Below are 26070 nucleotides of genomic sequence, written 5' to 3'. Positions count from 1 at the left end.
GGGCGACTCGTCGCCCGCTACGGTCTTGTTCGACGTCTCGCTCACTTTGCCGCCTCCGGGGTGCGACGCTCCGAACGACGGGTCACGGCGTTGTCCGTGGCACCCGTGATCGCCGCGATGATCTCTTCCTGGCTGGTGCTCTTCACGGGGAAGAAACCATTGTTCTTGCCCAGACGCAGCACGGCGACGGTGTCCGCGACCGCCTTCACGTCGGCCATGTTGTGGCTGATGAGGATGACGGCGAGGTTGCGCTCGCGCAGCCGCTCGACCAGGTCGAGGACCTGCGCGGTCTGCTCGACACCGAGGGCCGCGGTGGGCTCGTCGAGGATGACGACCTTGGGGTCGCCGATCAGGGCGCGGGCGATGGCCACGACCTGACGCTGACCGCCGGAGAGGCTGGCGATCGGGATGCGGACGCTCGGGATACGGATGGAGAGCGTGCTCAGCAGCTCGCGCGCCTGCTTCTCCATCGTCACCTCGTCGAGGACGCCGCGGTGCAGCAGCTCACGGCCGAGGAAGAGGTTGCCGACCACGTCGAGGTTGTCGCAGAGGGCGAGGTCCTGGTAGACCGTCGCGACGCCGAGTCCCTGGGCGTCGTGCGGCTTGTTGATGCTGACGGAGTTGCCCTCCCATTCGATGACGCCCTCATCGATGGGGTGGACACCCGCGATCGTCTTGACCAGGGTCGACTTTCCTGCGCCGTTGTCGCCCACCAGGGCGACCACTTCTCCGGCGTGGACCTCCAGATCGACTTCGGTGAGGGCCTGGACCGCACCGAATCGCTTGGAGACTCCGCGCAACGCCAGCACGGGCGTAGCGGACACGTGAACCATCTCCTTCGCCGCCTGACCGGCGGGGATGCCGCGCCTGGCAACCAGGCGCGGAGGGCCGTGCGGTACCTCAGGTTGGTCGGTGTACGCACGTGGTTTACAAGATGAACATGCGCGAATCCGCTGCGCTTGGCAACGGGTCCGTCCGACGCCCGCTCCGGCAGCGGGGTATGAAGGCCGGAGCGGGCGTCGGAGGGGTTTCGCGAGACCGCCGGACGGACGGGGCCCTTGCGGAAGGGCCGGATGCGCCGGGCGGCCGGGGCCCGGGTGTCGTACTGCGATCACCCGGGCGCTGAGGCCGGAGCCGGACGGCTCCAGGGCGGGACTACTGCAGGCCGGCGGCCTTGCAGGCCTTGGCGAACTCGGCGGTGCAGATGTCCGCGACGGTGTACAGCTTGTCCTTGATCACGGTGTCCGTGATGTTGGCCTTGGTGACCGACACCGGGGTCAGCAGCTGCGAGGGCACCTTGTCGCCGGAGCCGCTGGTCTGCGTGCTGGTGGCGAGCGAGTCGATGCTCTTACCCTGGAGCAGGTCCACCGCGATCGTGGCGGCGGCCTCGGCCTCCGGCTTGAACGCCTTGTAGACGGTGGAGGACTGGGTGCCGGCGACGATGCGCTGGATGCCCGCGAGCTCCGCGTCCTGACCGGTCAGCGGGATGCCGCTGATGCCGGCGCCCTTGAGGGTGGTGGCGATACCACCGGCCATGCCGTCGTTGGCGGCGTAGACGCCCGCGATGTTCTTGGCGCCGAGCTGCGTGATGGCCGCCTTGACCTTCTGCGCGGCGACGGTGTCCTTCCACAGGCCGGACTGCTCGTAGGCGATGTCGACCTTGCCGTCCAGCGCCTTGTGGGCGCCTTCCTTGAACTGCGCGGCGTTCGGGTCGGCGTCGTCACCGTTGATCATGACGACCTTCGACTTCTTGGTCGCCTTGGAGCCGAGGGAGTCCAGCAGGGCCTGGCCCTGCAGCTCGCCGACCTTGACGTTGTCGAAGGAGACGAAGGCCGAGACCGGGCCCTGGGCGAGGCGGTCGTACGCGACGACCTTGATGCCCTTGTCGACAGCGGCCTGCACGGAGGACTTGATGGCAGCAGCGTCCTGGGACGAGATCACGATGACCTTGACGCCCTTGGTGATCATGCTGCTGACCTGCTGGGCCTGCTTGGCGGCGTCACCGGCGGCGTTCGCGTACTCGACCTTGCAGTCGGCACACAGCGAGCTGACCTTCGCCTCGAAGTACGGCTTGTCGAACTTCTCGTAGCGCGCGGTCACGCTGTCGGGGAGCAGCAGGCCGATGGTCTTGCTGCCACCGGAAGAGCTGCTGCTCGACGAGTCGCTCTTCTTGTCATCGCCGGCCTTGCCACAGGCGGCGAGCGACAGCGCCATGGAAACCGCGGCGGTGCCGATCACGACTCTACGCATCGTTGCGTTCATTGGGGGTGCCTCCCTGACAGGGCCGCAACGCTGCGGCCGAGGTGGCTGGAAGTCAACTCGGCCGTGACTGCGGCGTCAAGAAGTAAATACTTAACGAGATGGCAACGGCGCTATTCGTTCTCTAAGTGAAGGCAGGTGCAACGGCAGGCAACGTGCCGTCCAAAAGGGTCGAATCGCCCATCTCGCTGAGCGCGAGAGCGAGCGCGCCGAGCACCTCCGCGCGGCCGCCAAGTGCCCCGGGAAGCACCGAGAGTTGCCGGGCGGCGCTGGGGATCGCGTAGCGCCCCACGGACTCCCTGATGGGCGCCAGGACCAGTTCTCCGGCCTCGGCGAGGTCGCCGCCGAGCACCACCCGGCTCGGGTTCAGCAGGTTGCAGAGATTGGCCACTCCGCTGCCCACGTGCCGGCCGACGTCGGCGATCACCCGACGGCATCCGGGGTCGCCGTCCCGGGCCAGCCGCACGACGCCCTCCATGGTCAGGTCGGTGCCGTGACTGGGCTGGAGCAGCGGCAGCACGTAGCGGGCCGACGCGAAGGTCTCCAGGCAGCCGCGGTTGCCGCAGCGGCAGACCGGGCCGGATTCGTCAAGTGTAATATGTCCGATTTCGCCTGCCGTGCCGCCGGGGCCCCGGTAGATCTTCCCGTTGATCACCAGACCGGCGCCGACACCGCTCGCGACCTTGATGTACGCGAGATCACGGACACCCTTGCCGCTGCCCCAGACCAGCTCGCCGAGGGCGCCGAGGTTGGCGTCGTTGTCCACGTGCACGGGGACGCCGAGGCGGAGTCTGAGCTCCTCGGCGGGTCTCGCGCCGATCCAGCCGGGCAGGATGGCGCTGGAGCCGAGGGTGCCCGACTCGACGTCGATCGGGCCGGGGACGCCCACGCCCACACCGGCGATCTTCGAGCGGTCCACGCCGGTCGCCGCGATCAGGCGGTTGACCAGCTCTTCCGCCCGGTCGAAGCCCTGACTGGACGACGCGTCCACGTCGAGCGGCTCGGACTCCTCGGCCAGCACCTGGTGGGCGAGGTTCCCGATCGCGACGCGCAGGTGGGTGTGGCCGAAATCGACCCCTATGACGATGCCTGCGTCACCGCTCAGACTCACGCTGCGGGCCCTGCGGCCGCCCGCCGACGTGGGCGTGACCTCGACGGTTCCGCCTTCCTTGAGCTCGCGCACGATGTTGGAGACCGTCGCCGCCGACAGGCCGGTCGTGCGCGCGATCTCCGCCTGCGTGAGCGATCCGGCCAGACGTACGGCCCGTACGACACGTTCCAGGTTGGCTCGGTGCAGCGACGACTGCGACCCCGGAGTCTCCATCGACCCATCCACTCCCGCCATCGGAGGCGGCCACGGCGCCGCCAACGTGACCCAAGTCACATCACTGGGACCGGGTCACTTACAAGTTATGAACTCCAAGCTCTGCTGAACGGGTTACCGCCGTCAAGTCCTTGACAGAAATCGTTGGCGGTTCGGGGGTCGCCTGAGGGACATGCTTTCGACATGTCTAGGCCACTGGTCAGTGGGGCGCGGGGCGCGTGGAGGGTGGGTGCGGCGCCGCCGTGGCTGGTCGCGCCGACGCGGCGGAGCCGCATGGGAACACAGCCCCGCGCCCCTTTCGGGGAGCAAACGTTCCGTTACTTCAAAGCTCCCGCCGTGAGCCCCGCCACCACCTGGCGCTGGAAGATGATGTACGCCGCCAGGACCGGGAGCATCGCCATCACCAGGCCGGCGAAGAGGCCCGACCAGTCACCCTTGTAGCCCTGGCTGACCGCCAGCTGGACCAGGCCCTGGGTGAGGACGCGCTTGTCGGGGTCCGTGTTGAGGACCGTCGGGAGCATGTACTGGTTCCACTGCCCCAGGAAGTTGAAGATCCCCACGCTGATCAGGCCGGGCTTGGCCATCGGCAGCATGATCTGGAAGAACGTGCGGGTGTGGGAGGCGCCGTCGACGAAGGCCGCTTCGGCCACCGAGGTGGGCAGGGTGCGGAAGAACGCCGTGAGGAAGAAGACCGTGAACGGCAGCGAGTACGCGATGTAGACCAGGATCAGGCCGTGGATGGTGTTCAGCAGGCCCATGTTGTTCACGACGTAGAACAGCGGGACCAGCGCGAGCATGATCGGGAAGCTCATGCCGCCGACGAACAGGAAGTAGATGAAGCGGTTGCCCGGGAAGTCGAAGCGGGCCAGGACATAGGCCGCCATCGAACCGAGCACCAGCGTGCCGATCAGCGAACCGCCCACCACCAGGATGGTGTTCAGGAAGTAGTCGCTCATGTTGGCCTGGGTCCACGCCCGCGACCAGTTGTCGAAGTGCAGCTTGTCGGGGAGCGCCCAGGGCGAGCTGAAGATGGACCGGTCGTCCTTGAAGGACGTCATCACCGCCCACAGCAGGGGCGTGGCCACCATGAACGCCCAGATGACCAGGACGCCGTGGGAGAAGACGTTGAGGACCCCGCCCTCGCGCTTGCGCCGGGGCGGCTTCGGTGCGGGAACGTCGATCTTGGTGACGGTGGTGTCGGTCTCGGTCGTCGTCATCGCTTCAGTACTCCAGCCGCTCGCGACGGCCCAGCCGCATCACGATCGCCGCGAAGGCGAGCGTGACGACCAGCAGGGCGACGCCGATGGTGGTGGCGTAGGCGGCCTGACCGTCCCGGAACGCCTTCTGGTACACGTACAGGACCATCACGGTCGTCGAGTAGTCGGGGCCGCCCGGTCCGGTCGTCATGATCTGTACGACTGCGAACGACTCGGCACCGAGCGCGAGGATGCCCATGTAGACCCAGCCGGACTGCACGGTGTCCCAGAGCAGCGGCAGGGTGAGGCGGAAGAAGGTCGTCGCACGGCCGGCGCCGTCGAGCAGGGCGGCCTCGTAGAGATCGGTGGGGATGGACGCCATGCCCGCCGAGAAGAGGACCACGAAGAAGCCGACCGTGGACCAGACCAGTACGGCCATCACGCACCACAGCGCCAGACTCGGGTCGCCGAGCCAGAGCGGCTGGATATTGTCCAGACCAATGCCTCGAAGCAGTGAATTGATCGCGCCGCTGTCCGGGTTGTACGCGAAGGCGAACAGCAGCGAGACGATCGCGATCGACAGCACCTGCGGGAAGAAATAGACGATCTTGTAGAAGGAGGAGCCGCGGACACCGGTGACGACCGGGCCGCCCTTCCTTCTGCGACCGCCCACATTGATCATGAAGGCGAAGAACAGCGCCAGGCTGATCGTCACCAGCGGCAGCACGACCGCGAACATCAAGCTGTGCTGCAAGGACTTCCAGAAGATGTCGTCGTGGAGCATCCTCTGGTAATTGTCCAGGCCGACCATCTTGAATTCGGGGCTCAGGCCGGTCCAGTCCGTGAACGAGTAGTAGATGGACTGGATGAACGGCCACACCACGAAGAGCGCGTACAGTCCGAGGGGCAACGTCAGAAATCCCACAATGAACCGGTACTTGCCGTGCTGCATCGCCACTCCGGTGCGGTCAGGGGTTTCTGATTACTGGTGCTTGTAGTGCTTGATCGAGTCGTCCTTGGCGGCCTCGTCGGCATAGCCCTGGATCTTCTTGATGGCCTCCGCCGGGGTGAGCCGGCCGGCCATCATCTCGCCGAGGCCGCCGACCCCGATCTTCTCCTTCTGAAGCTGCACGTACCAGTCCTGCATCCGCGGGTTGACCACGTTCGACCCGGCCAGCTTCAGGGCGGCGACACCGGAGGTGAGGCCCGGGGTGAGGGTGATGCCGTCGGTGCCGCCGTTGTACGCGGTCAGCGACTTCACCTTCGCCGTGAAGTTCTTGGAGGACGCCTCGCTGAGCATGATGCGCAGCTGCTCCATGCCGCCCTCGGCGTTCGCGGCCTTGGCCGGGACGATGAAGGGCTCGCCGCCGGAGGCCCAGATGGTGCCGAACGGCATCTTGTCGCTCTTGTCGATGCCCGTGGGCGCGGAGACGGCGAGGTTGAAGTCGGACGGGATGACGTTCGCCGACTCGTTCTCCACCCAGGAGCCGTTCGGGATGAACAGCGCCTTGCCCTGGGCCCAGGCGGTCTGCGACTGGATGTGGTCCAGGCCCGGGGTGCCCCGGAGGATGTAGCCCTTCTTGTAGAGCTCGTAGTAGGCCTCGAAACACGCCTTGACGGCCGGATGCTTCCAGGCGTTGGGCTCCAGGTTGTCGATCGCGTCCAGGACCTCGACGCCGCCGACCTTGCCGATCATCGGGTACAGCGAGAAGGGGATGTAGTACGGGTACTTGCCCGCGTACGTCCAGCCGGCCATGCCCTTCTTCTTGGCCTTCTCGCAGACGGCGATCATCTGGTCCCAGGTCTGCGGGTACTCCGCGTCGAGCGAGTCCAGGGCCTTCTGCGAGTACCAGACGCCGTACACGGTGTAGGCGTAGTACATGATCCAGACCGGGTCGCCGTCGAACTGGCCCATCTCGACGATGCCGGGGCGCAGCGTGTCGCGGACCTTCTTGTTCGGGTCGTCGTACGACGGCGCGTCGAGGAGCGGGGTGAGATCGGCCAGCTGCTTCTTGCCGACGAGCACACCCATGTCCATCTGCTCGGCGCCGGAGTTGTCGATGAGGTCCGGCGGGGTGCCCTGGTTGAAGCGGGGCTGCAGGGTGGACTGGATCTTCTGGGTGGCGGCGAACTTGACCTTGGCCTTCGGGAAGTCCTTCTCATAGATCTTCACCGCGTCCTCGGCGTACTCCTTGCCGAAACCGCCGTCGAAGAGGACGAATTCCATCTGGGCGGTGTCGTTGACGCCGAGCGGGTTCTTGGACGTCTTCTTGCCGGCCTTGTCCTTGGACTGGCCGCCTCCGCCACTGCTGGCGCAGGCGGAGAGAAAACCGACGGTGGGGACCGAAATCAGGCCGAGTGCGGCTGACCGTTTGATCAGATCGCGGCGGCCGACGCCTTCGGAACCATGACTGGCTGCGGATGTGGATCCCATGCTCAAGTCCTCGCCCTCTCCAGGACTCAGGCGGTGAACCGGATCCTCCCCGGCACCGCGGTCGGGTAGTGCTGGGCCGTGCAGGAAGTCACTCAGGAAACGCCGACAGGTATAGTCCACTTCACGCCAGCGGGGCAAGATCGAATGCAAGGTTGGCCATGGGTCTTTTCCTAGTTGAGACCTGTCGGAAATCTGAGCGACCTGTGTACGCCTTACCGGAAAAAGAGCCGACATAGACCCCTGAATGCCGCAGCCAACACCCTTGACATCACGGACCACTTGACCACCTACTGGTTCCTGCGCCACGGATCTGACAACGTTGTCTCATGTGGCAGGGAGGGTACCCGTTGTGATGCAGCGGAGAACGCAGCGAAGAACAGGACACAGATCTGGTACGGCGGTCGTGATCGCGGCCGCCGTAGTCATGACCCTGGGCTCCCAGGGGGCCGCGGTCGCCCTGCCGGCCAAGGCACCGACCGCCGCGACACAGTTCGCATCCTCGTTCGAGTCTGGCGATCCGTCACCGGACTGGACCGACACGGTCGACACGGACCCCGCCGGCGCCCCGCGCGCCTCCGGCGTCGACGGCGGCTACAGCACCGGCATCCCCGGCAATGTCACCGACCATGTGACCGACATGCGGGCCAGCGGCGAGAACACCGGCGCCGGGGAGGTCAAGGAGAACCTCGTCGACGGCGAGCCGGGCACCAAGTGGCTCACCTTCCAGCCCACCGGCTGGGCGGAGTTCGACTTCGACAAGCCCATCAAGCTGGTGACGTACGCCGTCACCTCGGCGAACGACTACGCCGAGCGCGACCCCGCGGACTGGACCCTCCAGGGTTCGGCGGACGGCAAGGACTGGAAGACCGTCGACACCCGCACGGGCGAAGGCTTCACCGAGCGGTTCCAGACCAGGTCGTACGACCTCTCGGCACCCGCCGAGTACCGGCACTTCCGGCTCGACGTCACGAAGAACAACGGCGCGCCGGACATCCTGCAGATCGCCGACGTCCAGTTCTCCACGGGCGGCAGCGGCGGTCCGGTCCCCCAGGACATGCTCTCGCTGGTCGACAAGGGACCGAGCGGCTCGCCGACCGCGAAGGCACGGGCCGGCTTCACCGGGACCCATGCGCTGCGCTACGCGGGCCGGCACACGGCGAGCGGGCGGGCGTACTCGTACAACAAGGTCTTCGACGTGAACGTGAAGGTCCGACGGGACACGCAGCTGTCGTACCGGATCTTCCCCTCGATGGCCGACGGCGACCTCGACTACGACGCCACCAACGTCTCCGTGGACCTGGCCTTCACCGACGGCACCTATCTGAGCGGCCTCGGGGCGGTGGACCAGCACGGGTTCGCGCTGTCCCCGCGCGGACAGGGCGCATCGAAGGGGCTGTACGTCAACCAGTGGAACGCCGTCTCGTCGGTGATCGGTTCGGTCGCGTCCGGCAAGACCGTCGACCGGATCCTGCTGGGCTACGACTCGCCCGCCGGCCCGGCCAAGTTCCGGGGCTGGATCGACGACGTGAACATCGAACGGGTCGCCCCCGAGAAGCCCAAGGCGCATCTGTCCGACTACGCGCTGACCACCCGCGGCACCAACTCCAGCGGCAGCTTCTCGCGCGGCAACAACTTCCCGGCGACCGCCCTGCCGCACGGCTTCAACTTCTGGACGCCGGTGACCAACGCGTCCTCGGAGAGCTGGCTGTACGAATACGCACGGGCGAACAACGACGACAACCTGCCGACGATCCAGGCGTTCAGCGCGAGCCATGAGCCCAGCCCCTGGATGGGCGACCGGCAGACCTTCCAGCTGATGCCGTCCGTCGCCGCGGGCACCCCGGACACCGGCCGGGAGGCACGCGAGCTGGCCTTCCGGCACGAGAACGAGACCGCGCGGCCCTACTACTACGGGGTGCGCTTCGAGAACGGCCTCAAGGCCGAGATAACGCCGACCGATCACGCGGCCGCGCTGCGCTTCACCTACCCGGGCGACGACACGAGCGTGATCTTCGACAACGTCACCGAGCAGGCGGGCCTGACGCTCGACAAGGAGCACGGGGTCGTCACCGGCTACTCGGATGTGAAGTCCGGGCTGTCGACGGGCGCGACCCGCCTGTTCGTCTACGGCGTATTCGACAAGCCGGTGACGGGCGGCGACTCCAGCGGGGTCAAGGGCTACCTCCGCTTCGACGCCGGCTCCGACCACACCGTCACCCTGCGCCTGGCCACCTCCCTGATCAGCGTCGACCAGGCCGCGGACAACCTGCGCCAGGAGATCCCGGACGGCGCCACCTTCGACACGGTCAAGGCGCACGCCCGCAAGGCCTGGGACAAGCTGCTCGGCAAGGTCGAGGTGGAGGGCGCCACGGCGGACCAGCTGACCACCCTCTACTCCAGCATGTACCGGCTGTACCTGTACCCCAACTCCGGCTTCGAGAAGGTCGGTTCGAAGTACCAGTACGCCTCCCCCTTCTCGCCGATGACCAGCCAGGACACCCCGACGCACACCGGCGCGAAGATCGTGGACGGCAAGGTGTACGTCAACAACGGCTTCTGGGACACCTATCGCACGACCTGGCCCGCGTACTCACTGCTGACGCCGAGTCAGGCGGGCGAGATGGTCGACGGGTTCGTGCAGCAGTACAAGGACGGCGGCTGGACCTCGCGCTGGTCCTCCCCCGGGTACGCCGACCTGATGACCGGCACCTCCTCGGACGTGGCGTTCGCGGACGCGTACGTCAAGGGCGTGAACTTCGACGCGAAGGCGGCCTACGACGCGGCCGTGAAGAACGCGACGGTCGTCCCGCCCTCCTCCGGCGTGGGCCGCAAGGGCATGTCGACCTCCCCCTTCCTCGGCTACACCAGCGACGACACCCGTGAGGGCCTGTCGTGGGCGATGGAGGGGTACGTCAACGACTACGGCATCGCCGAGATGGGCCTGGCCCTGTACAAGAAGACCGGCGAGAAGCGCTACAAGGAGGAGTCGGACTACTTCCTCAACCGCGCCCAGGACTATGTGAACCTCTTCGACTCCAAGGCCGGCTTCTTCCAGGGCAAGGACGCCCAGGGCAGGTGGCGGGTGGACTCGTCGTCGTACGACCCGCGGGTGTGGGGCTACGACTACACCGAGACCAACGGCTGGGGTTACGCCTTCACGGCCCCGCAGGACAGCCGGGGCCTGGCCAACCTGTACGGCGGCCGGTCCGGACTCGCCGACAAGCTGGACGAGTACTTCGCGACGCCCGAGACGGCCTCCACCGACTTCGTCGGCTCCTACGGCGGGGTCATCCACGAGATGACCGAGGCCCGGGACGTCCGGATGGGCATGTACGGCCACTCCAACCAGGTCGCCCACCACGTCATCTACATGTACGACGCGGCCGGCGAGCCCTGGAAGACGCAGGCCTACGTCCGCGAGGCGGTCTCCCGGCTCTACCTGGGCAGCGAGATCGGCCAGGGTTACCACGGCGACGAGGACAACGGCGAGCAGTCGGCCTGGTACCTCTTCTCGGCCCTCGGCTTCTACCCGCTGGTGATGGGCAGCGGCGACTACTCGATCGGCTCCCCCCTGTTCAAGAAGGCGACGGTCCACCTGGAGAACGGCCGGGACCTGGTGATCCGGGCGCCGCGCAACAGCGCGACCAACGTCTACGTGCAGGGCGTGCGGGTCAACGGCCGGATCTGGACGTCGACCTCGCTCCCCCACTCGCTCATCTCCAAGGGCGGGGTCATCGACTTCACGATGGGCCCGAAGCCGTCGACGTGGGGCACGGGCAAGAGCGCCGGCCCGGTCTCGATCGCCAAGGACGACAAGATCCCGACCCCGCGCGCGGACGTCCTGAAGGGCGACGGCTCCCTGTTCGACAACACGTCGGCGACGGAGCAGACGGTGACGTCGGTGGACCTGCCGGTGTCCCGGTCGGTCAAGGGGATCCAGTACACGCTCACCTCACCGGCGGACCACACCAGGGCCCCGACGGGCTGGACCCTTCAGGCCTCGACGGACGGCACCACCTGGCGCACCGTGGACCGGCGTTCGGGCGAGGCCTTCGCCTGGAACCTGCAGACCCGGGCGTTCACGGTCCGCACGCCCGGGACGTACGCGCACTACCGGCTCGTCCTGGACGGTGAATCGACGCTGGCGGAGGTGGAGTTGCTGGCCTGAGACAGCGGCAACGGAAAAGGGGGCGGGCCCGTTCGGGCCCGCCCCCCTCTGTCTCTCCGTCTCAGCCGGTGGCGAGGGTGAACACGTGCAGGTCGGTGTTCCCGGGGAGCCGGACGCTCTTGATGCTCTTGCCCGCCGGCGCCTCGAACGGCTTGGTCGCGAAGACGTAGGTCGCCACGGGGTCCTTGTCGGCGCCCGCGACGTTGCGGTACGCGGATCTCGCCACGGTCTCGTTGCCGTACTGGACGGTGCCGCCTCCGCCGCCGACGGTCCAGTCGGTGAAGGAGAGGTCGGCCGTGCCGGTGCTGCCGTCGGTGTAGGTGACGGTCGCGCGGGCGGACTGGTTGCCGTTGGTGGCGCTGCCGAGGAAGGACAACTTGCTTGCGGGGGTGGTGAGTTCGATGGTCTGGGACGCTGCCGTCGCGTTGTCGGGGCGGCCCGCGGGGGCGTTCGGCCAGGTGTAGGCCAGGCCGTCGACCGTGCCCTGGGCGCCCGCGGTGAGGCCGGCCGCCGCGAGGGCCTGGCGGGAGTAGCTCCAGCCGCCGCCGTCGAAGTCGGCCTCGTCGTGGTCACCGACGTCGTCCGAGACACCGGTGTTGTCGTAGGCGGCGAGGAGGGTGCCGGGCGCGGCGACCGTGAGGGACACCGGCTGCTCGTACGACGTGTCGCCCGAGGTGACGGTGACCTTCACGTCGTAGAAGCCCTGCGTGACGTCGTCGGCGGCCGTGAGGGTGATGTCCTGCGAGCCGTCGACGACCGTGCCCTGGGCGGGCGTCGCCGTGACTCCGGTGGGGGTCTCGACGCTGTAGCGGACCTCGGGGCCGGTGCCGCCGCTCAGGGACAGGGCCCGGATGTTGACCTTGGTGGTGGCGCCGGGGGCGAGGGTCGCGGTGGTCGGGCCGACGCCGATCTGGTACGGCTGCTCGCCGGTGCGGAAGGACGGTGGGGCGTCGGCGGGGTCACTGCCCCAGGTGCGGTTCGGGGTGGTGGAGAGGGTGTAGTCGAGGGTGCCGCCCTTCCTGACGATCGAGGAGGAGAGCCAAGGGCGGTCGCTGCTACGGCCGTTGACCTTCAGGGACTGGATGTACGGGGCGTCGGTCGCCGCGCCCTTCGCGCGGATGGAGATGTCGTTGGCGCCCGGGCGCCTGATCTCGATGCGCTCGAACAGCGGTGAGGCAAGGGTGAGTTCGGCGCGGGAGGGGACCTGGGGGTACATGCCGAGCGCGGAGAAGACGTACCAGGACGACATCTCGCCGAGGTCGTCGTTGCCGGGGATACCGGCGGGGTCGGTCGTCCAGAGCTGCTTCATGGCCGCCCTGACCGTCTCCTGCGTCTTGTAGGGCGCGCCCGCGTAGTCGTACAGGTAGGGGACGTTGACGGACGGCTCGTTGTCCAGCTCCGACTTGTCGCCGCCGCTGCCCGTGAAGGCCCAACTCCCGTCCGCCTCATGGAAGAAGGAGTCGAGGCGGGCCAGGGCCTTGTCCGTGCCGCCCATCGCCGCGAAGAGGCCCGCCGGGTTGTGCTGGACCATCCAGGTGTACTGGGCGGCCGTGCCCTCCACGAAGCCGTTGCCGGTGCCCGGGGTGAAGCCGGTGACCCAACTGCCGTCCGCCTTGCGGTTGGCGATGTAACCGCCGGTGGGGTCGGCGGCGATGTTGAAGTTGTTCTGCCACCACTGGGCGCGCTTGGCGAAGTCGGCCGCCGTGTTCTTCTTCCCTGCCGCCGTGGCGAGTTGGGAGAGCGCGAAGTCCGCCGTGGACATCTCCAGCGTCTCGGCGGCACCGCCCCAGGCGTTGGACACGGACGGCATGTAGTGCAGCTTCAAGTACTTGTCGAGGGAGGGGCGTTGGCCCGCCGAGAGCACCGGCTTGCCCGAGGAGGACAGGTCCTGGGCGGTCGGGACCGTCGCCGCCTTGACGAGGGAGGCCAGCGCCCCCTTCAGGTCGAAGTCGGTGCCGCCGAAGGCGCGGATGCCGGCCAGGGCGGTGGGCGAGGGGTCGCCGTTCATGACGTGGGTGCCGCTCGCGCCGTGCAGCCAGCGGTCCCAGATCCCGCCGTTCTGCTGGGCGAGTTCGTAGAGGGACTGCGCGATGTCCGAGCCGGTGCGGGGGTTGAGGAGAGTGAGGAGCTGGACCTGGGAGCGGTAGATGTCCCAGCCGGAGAAGGTGCCGTACTGCGCCTGGTGGCCCCGGCTCACCTTGTGCACCTTGCCGTCGCTGCCCGTGTATCTGCGGTCGGCGTCGCTGATGACGTTCGGGTGCAGGAGGGAGTGGTAGAGCCCGGTGTAGAAGGTGGTGCGCTCGGCGTCGGTGCCGCCGCCGACCTTGATCGCGCCGAGCTGGTCGCGCCAGGCGCGGTGCGCCGCGTCCTCGACCGCGTCGAAGGAGCGCTTCGGCGGGTTCTCCGCCGCGAGGTTGGCCTTCGCGCCGGCCTGACTGACGTACGAGATACCGACCTTGACGCCGACCGGGCCGCTGCCGGGCTCGAACTCGACGTAGCCGCCCGCGCCCTTGCCCGCGACGGGCCGCCCGCCGGTGGTGAAGCCGCCCGTGCCGCCGGTCGCGGAGGTGGAGCCCGGGGTCAGCTTGTCGTCCTGCCAGGTGCCGGTCGCCTTGAAGGCGCGGTCGAAGGTGGCGGTGAAGTACAGGGTGTAGTAGGCGCGTTGGCCCTCGGGGTCGAGGTAGCCGCAGAAGTTGCCGGAGGTGACCGAGCCGGAGACCGTGCGGGTCGCCGAGTCGATGGTGACCGACGAATCCGTGGACCCCACCTCGGAGTTGGCGGTACGGATCAGCAGCGAGGCCGGCTTGTCGGCCGGGTAGGTGAAGCGGCCGGAGCCGGTGCGGGCCGTCGCCGTGAGGTCGGCGGTGACACCGGAGGCGAGGCCGACCTTGTAGTGGCCGGGCTCGGCGGTCTCGTCGGCGTGGCCGAAGTCCGAGGCGTAGACGGCGTCCTTGGTGTCGCTCGCCGGGGAGGAGGTGACCTCACCGGCGTACGGGAAGAACGGGATGTCGCCGCTGCCGCCCGCGCAGCCCGTGCCGGACATGTGGGTGAGGCTGAAGCCGCGGATGCGGGTGGCGTCGTACTGGTAGCCGCCTGGTGCGGCCGTGCTCGTCGCGCTGCCTCTGGTGTTCTCCGGGCTCCAGGAGAGCATGCCGAAGGGCACGACGGCGCCGGGGAAGACATTGCCGCCGTTCTTGGTGCCGATCAGCGGGTCCACGTATGCCGTGGGGTCCTTGACCAGTTCGGGTGGCCCGCTCGCGGTCGCCGCGAGGGCGGGGGTGGCACCGCCGGCCGCGAGCACCGCGGCCAGCAGCAGGGACATGGGACGGAAACGCATGACGCGGCCCCTCCTCCTTCGGACGGGTCGCGCACCACAGGTCGCACAAGCCGCAGGGACAGTAACGTGCGCCACCCGTAGCACGGAAGACCGCGTACACCCCGGCAGGCACGGCCCTGATTCACCCGGCCGGACTACCCGAAGCGGGTTGACATCGTTGTCGGTTGAGGCGGTAGAGTCATGTACAGACCATCAGACAACGTTGTCGTGTTCCAGAGCGTCGACACAAGCCGAACAGCACAGCGCGCAAGAGGCAGTTCGAGCCACTTCCCCCCGGGCAGGCACCCCACCCCCCTCCCTGCCCGGCTCGCGGACCCGGTGTGCACCGACACCGGGTCCGCCCAGAGCGGATCAGCCGCGTCAACCGACCCGACAGGGCAGGGCGGTTGCAGGGTCCCCGCCGTCGCCCTGGACGACGTAGCCGAAGGTCGTGCTCTGCCCGGGACTGAGCGAGCCGTTCCAGTCGACGTTGTGGACCATCACGTCCTGTCCGCTGTAGGTGGCGTTGCCGTTCCAGAGACTGGCCACCGACTGGCCTCCAGGGAGCGTCCAGTCGACCATCCAACCGAGCATCGGGACGTCACCGCTGTTGGTGACGGTGACCGCGGACTGGTAGCCGCCGGGCCAGCTGTTGGTCGTGGTCCGGGTCGCCGTGCAGGTGCCGGGCGGGGGTTCGGTGGGGTTGCCCGGGTCGTGGATGCCGGTGACCTCGCCGTTGCCGCCGTCGAAGACGACGTCCGAGCAGGAGTAGAAGGTCTCCGTGCTGTCCGAGCGCTGCCAGACCATGTAGATGATGTGCCGCCCGGTCTTGTTCGCCGGAAGCTGCCCGGTCCAGGAGTAGTTGGCCTCGACCGTGCCCGGGGCGCCGTTGAGCGGCGGGTGGTCGACGGTCAGGAACGGCGTGGCCTCCATGTCGTCCCAGGTGAGCGGCCGGGTGGGGGCGTAGCTGTCCTTGGTGACGTAGACGTAGAACCAACCCGGGTGCGCCGCCCAGGCGTTGTACGAGAAGTCGACGGTCGCGCCGGAGGTGAGGTGGGTGACCGGCCAGTCGGCGCGGGGCACGTTGAAGCCGGTGAAGTTGGGGTTGCCGCCGCTGCACAGCTCGCCGTCGGGGACGAAGCCGCGGGTGCGGCCGGCGCCGTCCGAGCGCAGCACGGAGAACCAGTTGTAGAACGGCGTGGTCCCGCTGACCTGCTGGGCCGCCTTGCACGCCGGGTTGACGGGCTTGATCTCACCGGTGTCGGTGAGCGCGTCCTGCCAGCACAGGAAGGTACGGCTGGCCGGCTTCATGGGGGTGCCGTGCGCCTGCGCCGGGACACCGGCGGCCAGGATCAGGGCGAGGGCGGGGACCGTGGTGAGCAGGGCGAGGAGGGTGAGGAAGAGCGCCCGGCCTCGGGTGGGGAGGGGTAATCGGGGCAGGCACACCCCGGATTTTGTCATATTCATGACAGATCTGCCTCTGTGTGGGGTGAACGGTCGTGCGCGGGTCGCGGTGATGAGCACAGCGGGGTGGGAGCGAGCCCGGCACCGACGGGTTCCGGTCCGCCGGCACGAGATGGGAGCGCTCCCACCCCACTTCTCTGTGAAGCTAGCGCGGACGGGGGCGGGTGTAAACGCCCGGCGCGGTCGCGGAGCACCGGTTCGGGTGAGGGTGCGCTCGCGGGCAGGGCTCATGCGGGCGTCGGCAGCGCCACGAGGCCTTCCGGGTTCGGGGTGCTGGTCTGCTCGGAGAAGACCTTGTGGCACTCCGCCCGGCGCAGGGCTTCGAGTCGGCTCGCCAGCTCCTGCCGGGCGGTCGACGTCCTCGCGTACCCGATCCGGACGGGCCGCTCGGTGCGGGGCGCGGGCGCGACGGCGAGCGCGGGGCCCTGCTTCCATGCGCGGCCGGGGCGCCGGTCGGCGGGGACGGGGATCTCCAGTTCCTCGCGGAGCGCGGGAACGAGGACGAAGCGCGGGGTGTGGTACTTCGGGGTGGTCTTCCCGCCCCGCGTGCGACAGGCGCTGCCGGCGGGCGCGTCACAGTTCGGGCAGTCGTGACGTTCTACCGCCAATGCGGCCTGATGGGGCGTGAGATCGACGGCGGCAGCCTCTCAGAAGTGCTTCGCACAACGTGCGGGTTCTGAGAGGGTTTTCGCGAACGGTGATCTGCGGCGACGCGGTCACTCCGAAGCCTGTCATTTCTCCGCGGTGGTGAGGGTCCGCCCGCGACGGCGGCTGTGAAAATCGCTGTCCGATTGTCGGAACGCAGTGATAGAGATCCAGGGTGACACTGACACTCGAGTTCCCCGTTCTGCTGCGACTGATCGACGAACGGTCGACTGCCTTCCGCGCCGCGGTCGCCTCCGCGCCCAGCCTCGACGTACAGGTGCCGACCTGCCCCGAGTGGACGCTGTTCGATCTGGCGCAGCACATCGGCGAGGGGCGCCGCGACTGGGCCGCCACCGTCGCCGCAGGGCCCGCTCCGGCCAAGTCCGCAGCGGAGGGCGCCCCGGCTGCGCCTCGGGAGCGCGAGGCCCTGCTGGCCTGGTTGGCGGAGTCCACGGAGCAACTGCTGGACGCATTGCGGAAGGCCGGCCCGGATCGCGGTTGCTGGACGTGGTGGGGGACGTCGCAGTCGCCGCAGACCTCCGGTGCCGTAGCTCGGCACCAGCTCCAGCAGTTCGCGGTGCACACGTACGACGCCCAGATCACCGTAGGTGCCCCGCAGCCGCTGCCGGACGAGGTGGCGCTCGACGGTGTCGACGAGTTCCTGTCCACCTGCGTCGCAACGACAAGTGCCTGGCCGCACAAGCCCGCTGCCATCGACTTCCACGCCTCCGAGGGCCGCTCCTGGCGCCTCTCGCTCTCCGCCGACGGCGCACGGACCGCCCGCCTCCCCGGGCCCGGCACCATGCCGGCCACCGCTGCCGGCCAGGACCCGGACGCGGCCGCCGCCTTCTTCTCCGCTCGGGGCACGGCCAGCGAGCTGGTCTTCATCCTGTACGACCGTATCCCGGTCAACTCCCTGGAGCTCGACGGCGACCGACGTCTCTTCGAGCAGCTCAGCGCCTGGGACCCGGATGAGTAGGACGTGACGATGCGCCACCTCGTACGCCCCGGGGCATGCCTCCCGCCAACGGCTACAACCACGCCGTGGTGGCCTCGGGGCCGCGGGGGGAGCAGACCGTCACGGCTGCGAAGCGGCTGACCAAGGCGGCGGCTCACCAGCTGATCGGTGCGCCTGGTCGGCACCTGACGCCGTCAGTTCTCAGCGCCGTCCTCGTCGTCATCGAGTCCGGCCGCGTCCGGGTCGCGCAGCGGGCGCAGGGTGCCGCCCGCCGGCTGGGCGGGGGTGAAGCTGTAGCGGCCCAGGACGTTGAGGTTCTTGGGCATCAGCTTCGCGACCAACCCTGGTGATGCAATTGCCCTTCCGGGCTGATGAGTTGGCGTCAGCTGTCAATCGGGCCGGTGACCGTTACAAGTCCGATGCGTCGATCCAGCAAATCGTCGCCACTAGATCTGGAGCCTTGTCGGTTGCTTCGGCTGCCAGCAAAGCCCAGTCCCGGCAGTCAGCCACGATCCGAGCCCAGGGCAGTCGGCGGTCAACCTCCCAGCCGATGCCCGGACCATGGCCTCCAAAGGCCTCGCCGCCGGGATTGACCTGCCAAACCTGGAAATAGAGCACCGCCTGACCGTGAGCAGCAAGCTGCTCAATGACTTCGGCGAGGTGAACTGTCGGCCATGCCGGATCCAAGTACTTCAGCGAACGCCGCAACGCAGCGGCCCTGGGCGGGACCACGACGTCACGGGCACCGAGTTCACTCAGCGCCCAGCGAAGTGCCACTCCTTCACTGTCGTCCGGGGCCTCACCTCGCTGCCGAAAGGATTCATGGGCTCGCTGAATTCCCGGCACCGCACGCTGGATGCCCAGGTCCGCCAAGGCTTCGGCCGCCCATTGGCGAACGGTGGAGTTCCCGCTGTCCAGCAGGCCGACCAGCACGTCACCCGGCAATGGATCCTGCAGCGCGGTGAAGACCTCAATGGCACACAGTTGTCCGAACGGTCCCAGACCAGGTACTGCCGCGATCAGCTCGTTCAGCACTTCTGGCCCCATAGCGATCAGCGCATGCTGGGCGTCCTCTGCCACTTCGCTCGATTCCGCGTCCAGTTCGCCAACCCGCTGGGCAACCGTGCCGTCCATGCCCCTGAGTCTGGCTCGGCGTCACCCACCGCGGCCACTCGATAAACCACTCGTCCCATGCCCACGACAACGTTGCCGTCCACGGGCCTCGGACGACCGGACACTCGGTCACAGCACGCTGGGACGGCACGTGGCTGACACTGTCAGCAACACGAAACCACAGCTCCAACCGACCAGGGAGAATGAAAGATCCAGATAACAGCCTGCTCATCAGTCAGGGATTCCACCGGCATGCGGCGGACGGTAGCCAGCCCCCGCCAGCGATCGAAGAGCTTCCGGAAAACCCCCGCAATAGCCCGATCGCATGTGCTGGACGACCAAGATCAAGTGCTTGGCGCCAACGGCTGTACCGCTGGTCCCCAACGCTGGTTCCAGTGACCGATGAAGCGCCCCACGACTCGCTCCGGAGCAACGGACCCTCTCGAGAGCAATTGCCAGTACCTGTGGAACGGGCTGCGGGTTCAGTGCGGTGGGAGCTGGTCGTGTCCGGGCGATGGTGTCAGGGTCTCAGCGAGTCGATCGAGGCCGAAGCCGCTGACCAGAAGGCGTTCCTTGCGGTTGCCGGTGAGGAGTTGGCTCCAGTCGACGAAGCCTCCGTCGGCGACTTCCAGGTACTGGTCTTCCACACCGGCATAGATCTTGAAGCAGATTCCTGTGTAGTAGCCGCGTCCGGTCGTCCGGTCGGGGTCGTCGATCACGGATGCGCCCGGAAAGGCAGCGAGGTCACCGCGTATCCGTTCGACGATCGGGCGATTCGCGTCCTCCAGGCAGGTGAGCCGGATCTGTGTGCGATGTGCGCCGGCGGTGGCCAGTGCCCGGGCGGCGAACCGCAGATGTTCGGCCAGCTGCTGGTGTTCGAAGGATCGGTTGCCAGTATCCCGGCCGGCAGTCACCAGGCCGAAGATCTGGAAGTGGGCGAGCATCCCGGGGGCATCGAAGTGCTGCGCACGGGTGACTCGTTGACTTGCCGCGAGCCGGACCGGCACGTTGGAGCGAGGATCCACGGCCAGGGCCTGGGAACGTCGCACAGACGCCTCCAGGGCCAGTGCGTTCGTCGGGTCGGCGGCGACCTCGCTGCCGCGAACCGTTGCGATCACCTTGCGCGGATCGACGGTCGCGACGGCTGAATGCGCTGCCAGCGGCAGGACCGGGGCCAGCACGAGGATCTCGAAATCCTCGGGCAACGCGGACACCAAGGCGTCTTCGGTGCGGCGCAGTGCGGTGAAGCTGGTCGGTGCCGGTGCTACGAACCGATCGTTGCGGTAACGCCGCATCACCTCACCCGGCGAGAGCCGTTCCGCTCGGCGCCGGAACACCTCGAGCAGCAACGTGGTCAGATCACCACCGGACATACCGTCGACCATCAGATCCATCAGCTCCGGACCATGAGGCCGTCCCAGGACGCGTCGCAATGCTGGGTTGGCCGGGATATTCCCATGGGGATCATCACGCCTCATGAGTAGGAAGTATCGCCGGACCGGTTTCGGCTTGGCGAAGGATTATCCGGCATGCGGACGGTCACGCCGCCGTGGACCCGGGGCGTCCGACACAGAACCGAGAGCTGACACCGGTGTCGTGGGGGTGAGTCCTTCGTCGCCACGCCGGACGGTCCTCGCGGAAGGGGCCCGTCACATCGGGAGGGAGAACAGCCGCACTGGCTCTGAGGGCCAGGGCGCGTTGTCGCGCAGGGGCGTCACCATGGTCCGCAACGGCATGGTCACCAGGCGGTTTTCGGGTTGTTCGACAAGGACCTCGTTGTCGAGGGGATGCCATCCGAGGCGCTGGTACAGCGGCACAAGGGGAGGCCGGCAGAACAGGAGCGCGTGCTGAGGACCCATCGTGCGAGCGTGGTCAAGTGCCGCCGTGACCACACGCCGGGCCAGCCCCTGACCCCGCAGGTCGGGTGCCACGGCCACGCCACCGACGCCCACGACCTCCCTCTCGGCACCGCCGATCGCAACAGGCAGCCGCAGGAGGCCGGCGTGTGCCACGAGCCGGTCGCCGCGCCTGATGCCGAAGTGTTCATTCTTGGGCAGCCAGGTCAAACCGGCCGAGGCAACACCGAAGGGATCCTCGCTGTCGCCGAGGATCTCGTCCTGGTCCGTCTTCGTGTACCGAGGGAGCCGCACCGCAGCCGGTTCTGCAGAGAGATGGTTCTCAGACATCCCCACATGATGATCTCTCCCCGAGGACCGGCCAAGTGATCGATCGGCCGATCAACGGGAGAGGGCCGGGTGCGAGGTCAGCCGCCTGCCCGTCATCATCGTCTTCGCCCGGTACGTCGCCGCCCACCTCAACTGCCTGCGGCCGGCCCTGCGGCACGCCCGGCCCGGCTGCGCCACAGTGGGCCCACAGACTTGACTCAGTTTTGGCCAAGCGCGCTATGTGGTGACTGGCGTTTGGTCATGTTCACTTGTCGCGTCCATAGGGTTTGTTCTTGACGTTTTCTGAGACAGGCGGGTGGCCGTGCGGACGTCCGCGTGCCAAGGCGGTGCGAGAGCGACCGTCTCATCACGCGAGCCAGGGCTGCCGTACCGGCCGAATCTCGACCTTCTGATACCGACCGTCGCGCTGTCAGGGCGCTGCGATGGAGGAAGAACTGATGAGAAGACAGATCCGCGGCGTGCTGGCCGCGTTCACCGGAGCGCTGCTGCTCACCATGGGAATCACCGCGACCGGCGGCCAGCCTGCGCAAGCCGATGACAACGGTGTCGGACTCAAGCCCCTGCTGGGGTGGAGCAGCTGGAGCTTCGTCCGCCGCAATCCGACCGCGGCGACCATCGAGGCGCAGGCGAAGGCACTCAAGACCAGCGGCCTGGCGAAGAATGGTTTCATCTACGCCAACATCGACGACTTCTGGTACCAGTGCCCGGGCAGCCAGGGGCCGGACGTCGACCAGTACGGCCGCTGGGTCACCGACCCCGCCAAGTTCCCGCCCCGCGGCGGTGAGAACGGCATCCAGGTCGTGGCCGACTACGTCCACTCCCTCGGGCTGAAGTTCGGCCTGTACGTCACTCCCGGCATCTCCCAGCAGGCGGTCGCCAAGAACACCGAGATCCAGGGAACGCCGTACCACGCCCGGGACATCGCCACCACGGCGACCGAGAACAACTACAACTGCGGCGGCATGGTCGGCATCGACTACACCAAGCCCGGCGCGCAGACCTTCATCGACTCGTGGGCCGGGCAGTTCGCCGGCTGGGGCATCGACTACCTCAAGATCGACGGCGTCGGCACACCCGACCAGCAGGACGTCCAGGCCTGGTCGGACGCCCTGCATCACACCGGGCGGCCCATCCATCTGGAGCTGTCCAACAACCTCGACATCAACAACGCCGCCACCTGGAAGAAGCTCTCCAACGGCTGGCGCACCGGCGGCGACGTCGAGTGCTACTGCGGTCCGGACGGCAGCAGTTACCCCCTGACCACCTGGGCCTCCGTCGCCTCCCGCTTCGACCAGGTCGCCGCCTGGGCACCGTACGGCGGTCCCGGCGGCTACAACGACTACGACTCCCTCGAAATCGGGAACGGCGACAACAACGGCCTCACCCCCGACGAGCGCAGGACACAGATGAGTCTGTGGTCGCTGGCCGCCTCCCCGCTCATCCTCGGCACCGACCTGACCCATCTCGACGCCGCCGACCTCGCCCTGCTGAAGAACACCGACGTCCTCGCGGTCGACCAGGACGGCATCGACGCCAAGCGGATCTCCGCGGACGCGAACTCGCAGGTGTTCGCCAAGACCGAGCCCGACGGGGACGCCGTGGTCGGTCTGTTCAACACCGGGTCGGCTCCCCGGGAGGTGGCCACCACCGCGGCCGCGCTGGGTCTGGCCAAGGCGCGCGACTACTCCCTGCAGGATCTGTGGAGCAAGCGGCTGACCGAGTCCGCGGGCCGGATCGCCGCCAACGTGCCGCCGCACGGCGTGGTCCTGTACCGGGTCCACGGCACCCACCGCACGGTGGCCGCGGCTCCGGACGTCTCGCTGGCGCTCAACTGGGCGCCCGCATCGAGCGACAGCACCACGCGTACCGTGACCGCGGTCCTGTCCGACAACGGGTCGCGGCCGATCACCGACGCCGGCCTGACCCTCACCGGACCGTCCGGCACGAAGATCACCACGCATTCCGCGACCCGGGCCCGGACGATCCACGGCGGCCACGCGCTGAAGGTCACCTACTCCGTCTCCATCCCGCCCTCGGCGAAGCTCTTCGCCTCCAGCGACTTCCAGGGGAGCGCGAGCTACCGCTTCCGGTCGGACGGGAAGACCCGGCTCACCGCCGGTGACACGATCACCGTCAACCACCAAGTGACGGAGCCGTACAAGACGTTCGCCTCCACCACGGCGAGCTTCAGCCAGTCCGGCACCCAGCTCGGCATCCGGGCTCAGGGCGCGGACCTCTACAACGGCACCAACGAATACGGCACGGTCTATCTGCCCGGAGCCGAACACGACGGTTCCGTGACCACGGTGAAGCTCGACTCCCAGTCGAACACGGATGTCTGGGCGAAGGCCGGGATCATGGTCCGCAACGACATCACTCAGCCCGACACCTCCCCCGGCTACCTGGCCCTGGTCGCCACCCCGGGCAACGGCTACCTGCTCGACTGGGACAGCGACGGCGACGGAAAGCTGGACTCGCAGGACTCCACCGGCACCGCCGCCTACCCGTCGTGGCTGAAGCTCGTCCGTAACGGCACCTCGTACAGCGGCTACTACTCGACCGACAACGCCACCTGGAACCTGGTGGGCACCGTCACCGTCCCGACCGCCGCGGCCACCCAGGACGTCGGCCTGACCCAGACCTCGCACGCCTCGGGCACCACGGGCGAGGCCGACTTCGACACCTTCACCACCAGCCCCTGACCGTCCCCCTTCGACGATGGCGTCCGCACGGCGCTCGGTGCTTTCCTAGACCGGCGCCGTGCGGGCGCGTATCACCGTTCCGGTGGGCGGGAGTTCGGCCGGCGGGAGTTCCAGCGTGAACTCCGTGCGGCCCGGCACGCTCTCCACTCCGAGGTGGCCGCCGTGGGCCGTGGTGATGGCCGCGGCGATGGCCAGGCCCAGGCCCGAGCCGCCTTCCAGGACGCCGGCGCGGGTGCGGGAGGTGTCGGCCCGGGTGAAGCGTTCGAAGACGGTCGGGAGCAGATCGGGCGGGATGCCGGGGCCGTCGTCACGGACGCGGACCACGCAGCTGACGGGGGTGGACTCGACCGTCGCGGTCACCGTCGTCCCGGCGGGGGTGTGCACCCGTGCGTTGGCCAGCAGGTTGGCCACCACCTGGTGCAGGCGGGCCTCGTCGCCCCTCACGAACGCAAGCCCGTCCAAGTTGAGTTCGAGCTGCCAGAGATGACCGGCCCCGGCCGCCCTGGCGTCCCACACCGCCTCCGCGACCAGCGCGGCCATGTCCACCTCGGCGGACTGCAGGGGGCGGCCCTCGTCCAGACGGGCCAGCAGCAGGAGGTCCTCCACCAGGCTGCGCATCCGCACGGACTCGGCGTTGACCCTGCGCCAGGCCAGGTCCGGCTCGATGCGGTCCGTACCGCGGTTCATCAGCTCCGCGTACCCGGCGATGGACGCGAGCGGGGTGCGCAGTTCATGGCTGGCGTCGGCCAGGAAGCGGCGCATGCGCTCCTCGCTGCGGCGCACCTGTTCCTCGCTGCGCTGGCGTTCCGCGAGGGAGGCCTCGACGTGGTCGATCATGCGGTTGAGGGCGGCGCCGACCTGGCCGGCCTCGCTGCCGGGGTCGGTGTCCCGCTCGGGCACCCGGGTCAGTCCGGTGACCTGGCCCCGGCCGAGGGGCGCGTGGGAGACCTCGACGGCGGTGGCGGCGACCCGGCCGAGCGGGCGCAGCTGCCGTCGTATCACCACCGCGCACACGCAGCCCGCGACCGTGAGGCCGACCGCCGCGACCCCGATCTCGACCGCCACCAGGCCGCTGATGGTGTCCAGTACGTCGTCCATGGGGAGCCCGGCCAGGACGCGGATGCCGCTGGCGTTCAGGGCGGTGACGCGGTAGGTGCCCAGGCCGGGGACCGCGCGGGTGTGCGTCGAGCCGTCCGGCGCGATGCCCTTGAGGGCGGTGGTCTGGGCGGTGCTGAGGGAGCGCGGGGGCGCGTCCCGGCTGACGACGGCCGCGGTGATGATGTTCCCCCCGGCGTCGAGGCGGGCGGCGAGCAGGCCGGCCGGCTGACCGGTCTCGTTGAGGAAGGTCAGGTCGCGGGTGAGCTCCGGGTGCAGGGCGGCGCCGCCCACGCCGCGCTCGGCCGCGTCGCCGACCCGGTCGTCCAGGTTGCCCATCAGGTAGGCGCGTTGGGCGAAGACGGTGGTCAGGGCCATCGCGGCGCAGACGCAGACCAGGACGGCGGTGATGAAGACGAGCAGGCGCGTGCGCAGCGACCGGCTGCGCGGCCGGGCGGTCATCTGCCGTCCTCCACGGGCCGTACGACGTAACCCATGCCTCGGACGGTGTGGATCATCGGCGTCCGGCCCCGGTCGATCTTGCGGCGCAGGCTGGAGATGTAGACCTCGACGAGGTTGCCGCCGCCGTCGAAGGAGGTGCTCCAGACGTGGTCGAGGATCTGGGCCTTGCTCAGCACCTGGCGTGGATGGTCCAGGAGCAGGCTGAGCAGGTCGAACTCCTTGGCGGTGAGCCTGATCGGGGTGCCGGCCCGCTGCACCTCGCGGGACTCGCCGGTCAGTACCAGGTCGCCGAGGACGCGTACGGAGTCGTCGACGGTGGGCTGTTCGGTGCCGGCCCGGCGCAGCAGTCCGCGCAGCCGCAGCACGACCTCCTCCAGGGAGAAGGGCTTGGTGACATAGTCGTCGGCCCCCGCCTCCAGGCCGTCGATACGGTGTTCGACGGCGTCGCGGGCGGTGAGCATCAGGACGGGCAGCCTCGGCATCTCGTAGCGCAGTCTGCGCAGCACCTGGAGGCCGTCGAGGTCGGGCAGCATCCCATCGAGCACCACCGCGTGCGGGGCGCAGCCCCGGGCCAGCCGCAGGGCGCTCTGCCCGTCGAGCGCGGGGTAGGGTCGCCAGCCCGCCTCCGCGACGGCGGCGGAGAGCAGCTCGGTGAGACCGGGCTCGTCGTCGACGATCAGGACGCGGACGCGGCCGGTTCGGGACCCTGCGGTGGCAGACATGTATCAAGTCTGTGCCGGTCTCCTGG

General features: G+C 68.5%; 18 protein-coding genes. 3 read left to right on the top strand and 15 right to left on the bottom strand.

The window, feature by feature from the left end:
• Nucleotides 1–41: 41 nt before the first annotated feature.
• The 6 genes from ACFWXC_RS27915 to ngcE all read right to left on the bottom strand — a co-directional run bounded on the left by ACFWXC_RS27915 (nt 42) and on the right by ngcE (nt 7213).
• Entirely contained in the window at nt 42–833 is a 792-nt protein-coding gene (locus tag ACFWXC_RS27915) for an ATP-binding cassette domain-containing protein (protein ID WP_384483033.1), read from the bottom strand.
• A gap of 322 nt (nt 834–1155) precedes the next feature.
• Nucleotides 1156–2250, bottom strand: a complete 1095-nt coding sequence (locus tag ACFWXC_RS27910) for a substrate-binding domain-containing protein (RefSeq protein WP_351728966.1) — start codon at nt 2248–2250, stop codon at nt 1156–1158.
• A gap of 133 nt (nt 2251–2383) precedes the next feature.
• Complete coding sequence (locus ACFWXC_RS27905) at nt 2384–3583, bottom strand: ROK family protein (protein WP_384483032.1); 1200 nt, start codon at nt 3581–3583, stop codon at nt 2384–2386.
• A 317-nt stretch (nt 3584–3900) separates the two neighbouring features.
• Nucleotides 3901–4800, bottom strand: coding sequence for a carbohydrate ABC transporter permease (locus ACFWXC_RS27900; protein ID WP_384483031.1), 900 nt, complete (start codon nt 4798–4800; stop codon nt 3901–3903).
• Nucleotides 4801–4804: 4 nt separating this feature from the next.
• A complete protein-coding gene (locus ACFWXC_RS27895; RefSeq protein WP_384483030.1) occupies nt 4805–5731 on the bottom strand; it encodes a carbohydrate ABC transporter permease in 927 nt (308 codons plus the stop codon).
• A 30-nt stretch (nt 5732–5761) separates the two neighbouring features.
• Nucleotides 5762–7213 (bottom strand): N-acetylglucosamine/diacetylchitobiose ABC transporter substrate-binding protein, encoded by a 1452-nt coding sequence (ngcE, locus tag ACFWXC_RS27890; protein WP_384483029.1) that lies wholly within the window; start codon nt 7211–7213, stop codon nt 5762–5764.
• Between the two features lie 424 nt (nt 7214–7637).
• On the opposite strand from ngcE, the gene ACFWXC_RS27885 reads away from it, so the two are divergent.
• The gene (locus tag ACFWXC_RS27885) at nt 7638–11381 is read left to right on the top strand and encodes a GH92 family glycosyl hydrolase (protein ID WP_384483055.1); all 3744 of its coding nucleotides are present in this window, start codon (nt 7638–7640) and stop codon (nt 11379–11381) included.
• Nucleotides 11382–11442: 61 nt separating this feature from the next.
• On the opposite strand, the gene ACFWXC_RS27880 is transcribed toward ACFWXC_RS27885, so the two are convergent.
• From ACFWXC_RS27880 to ACFWXC_RS27870, 3 genes are all read right to left on the bottom strand, one after another.
• Nucleotides 11443–14718, bottom strand: coding sequence for a GH92 family glycosyl hydrolase (locus ACFWXC_RS27880; protein WP_384483028.1), 3276 nt, complete (start codon nt 14716–14718; stop codon nt 11443–11445).
• A 360-nt stretch (nt 14719–15078) separates the two neighbouring features.
• Nucleotides 15079–16164, bottom strand: coding sequence for a lytic polysaccharide monooxygenase (locus ACFWXC_RS27875; protein ID WP_384483027.1), 1086 nt, complete (start codon nt 16162–16164; stop codon nt 15079–15081).
• A 224-nt stretch (nt 16165–16388) separates the two neighbouring features.
• Nucleotides 16389–16769 carry a hypothetical protein gene (locus tag ACFWXC_RS27870; protein ID WP_384483026.1) on the bottom strand — a complete coding sequence of 127 codons (381 nt, stop codon included), beginning with the start codon at nt 16767–16769 and terminating at the stop codon, nt 16389–16391.
• Nucleotides 16770–16981: 212 nt separating this feature from the next.
• Between ACFWXC_RS27870 and ACFWXC_RS27865 the strand changes: the two genes are divergently transcribed.
• The gene (locus ACFWXC_RS27865) at nt 16982–17785 is read left to right on the top strand and encodes a maleylpyruvate isomerase family mycothiol-dependent enzyme (protein WP_384483025.1); all 804 of its coding nucleotides are present in this window, start codon (nt 16982–16984) and stop codon (nt 17783–17785) included.
• A gap of 173 nt (nt 17786–17958) precedes the next feature.
• Here ACFWXC_RS27865 and ACFWXC_RS27860 read toward each other — a convergent pair whose 3' ends face one another.
• The 4 genes from ACFWXC_RS27860 to ACFWXC_RS27845 form a co-directional block, all read right to left on the bottom strand.
• Nucleotides 17959–18105 carry a hypothetical protein gene (locus tag ACFWXC_RS27860; protein ID WP_384483057.1) on the bottom strand — a complete coding sequence of 49 codons (147 nt, stop codon included), beginning with the start codon at nt 18103–18105 and terminating at the stop codon, nt 17959–17961.
• 67 nt (nt 18106–18172) lie between these two features.
• Nucleotides 18173–18898: a hypothetical protein gene (locus tag ACFWXC_RS27855; RefSeq protein ID WP_384483024.1), complete on the bottom strand. Its 726-nt coding sequence runs from the start codon at nt 18896–18898 to the stop codon at nt 18173–18175.
• 461 nt (nt 18899–19359) lie between these two features.
• Nucleotides 19360–20271 (bottom strand): hypothetical protein, encoded by a 912-nt coding sequence (locus ACFWXC_RS27850; RefSeq protein WP_384483023.1) that lies wholly within the window; start codon nt 20269–20271, stop codon nt 19360–19362.
• Between the two features lie 255 nt (nt 20272–20526).
• The gene (locus tag ACFWXC_RS27845) at nt 20527–21063 is read right to left on the bottom strand and encodes a GNAT family N-acetyltransferase (RefSeq protein WP_384483022.1); all 537 of its coding nucleotides are present in this window, start codon (nt 21061–21063) and stop codon (nt 20527–20529) included.
• Between the two features lie 437 nt (nt 21064–21500).
• Between ACFWXC_RS27845 and ACFWXC_RS27840 the strand changes: the two genes are divergently transcribed.
• On the top strand, nt 21501–23765 hold the full coding sequence (locus ACFWXC_RS27840) for an NEW3 domain-containing protein (RefSeq protein ID WP_384483021.1): 2265 nt from the start codon (nt 21501–21503) through the stop codon (nt 23763–23765).
• Nucleotides 23766–23810: 45 nt separating this feature from the next.
• Here the strand turns inward: ACFWXC_RS27840 and ACFWXC_RS27835 are convergent, their stop codons facing one another.
• The gene (locus ACFWXC_RS27835) at nt 23811–25322 is read right to left on the bottom strand and encodes an ATP-binding protein (protein WP_384483020.1); all 1512 of its coding nucleotides are present in this window, start codon (nt 25320–25322) and stop codon (nt 23811–23813) included.
• On the bottom strand, nt 25319–26044 hold the full coding sequence (locus tag ACFWXC_RS27830; protein ID WP_384483019.1) for a response regulator transcription factor: 726 nt from the start codon (nt 26042–26044) through the stop codon (nt 25319–25321). The genes ACFWXC_RS27835 and ACFWXC_RS27830 overlap by 4 nt, the downstream gene beginning before the upstream one ends.
• Nucleotides 26045–26070 lie beyond the last annotated feature (26 nt).

Source organism: Streptomyces sp. NPDC058683 (genome assembly GCF_042716195.1).
Taxonomy (GTDB): domain Bacteria; phylum Actinomycetota; class Actinomycetes; order Streptomycetales; family Streptomycetaceae; genus Streptomyces.
The sequence above is the reverse complement of the archived record's forward strand: the minus strand, read 5'-3'. Positions and strand labels throughout refer to the sequence as shown.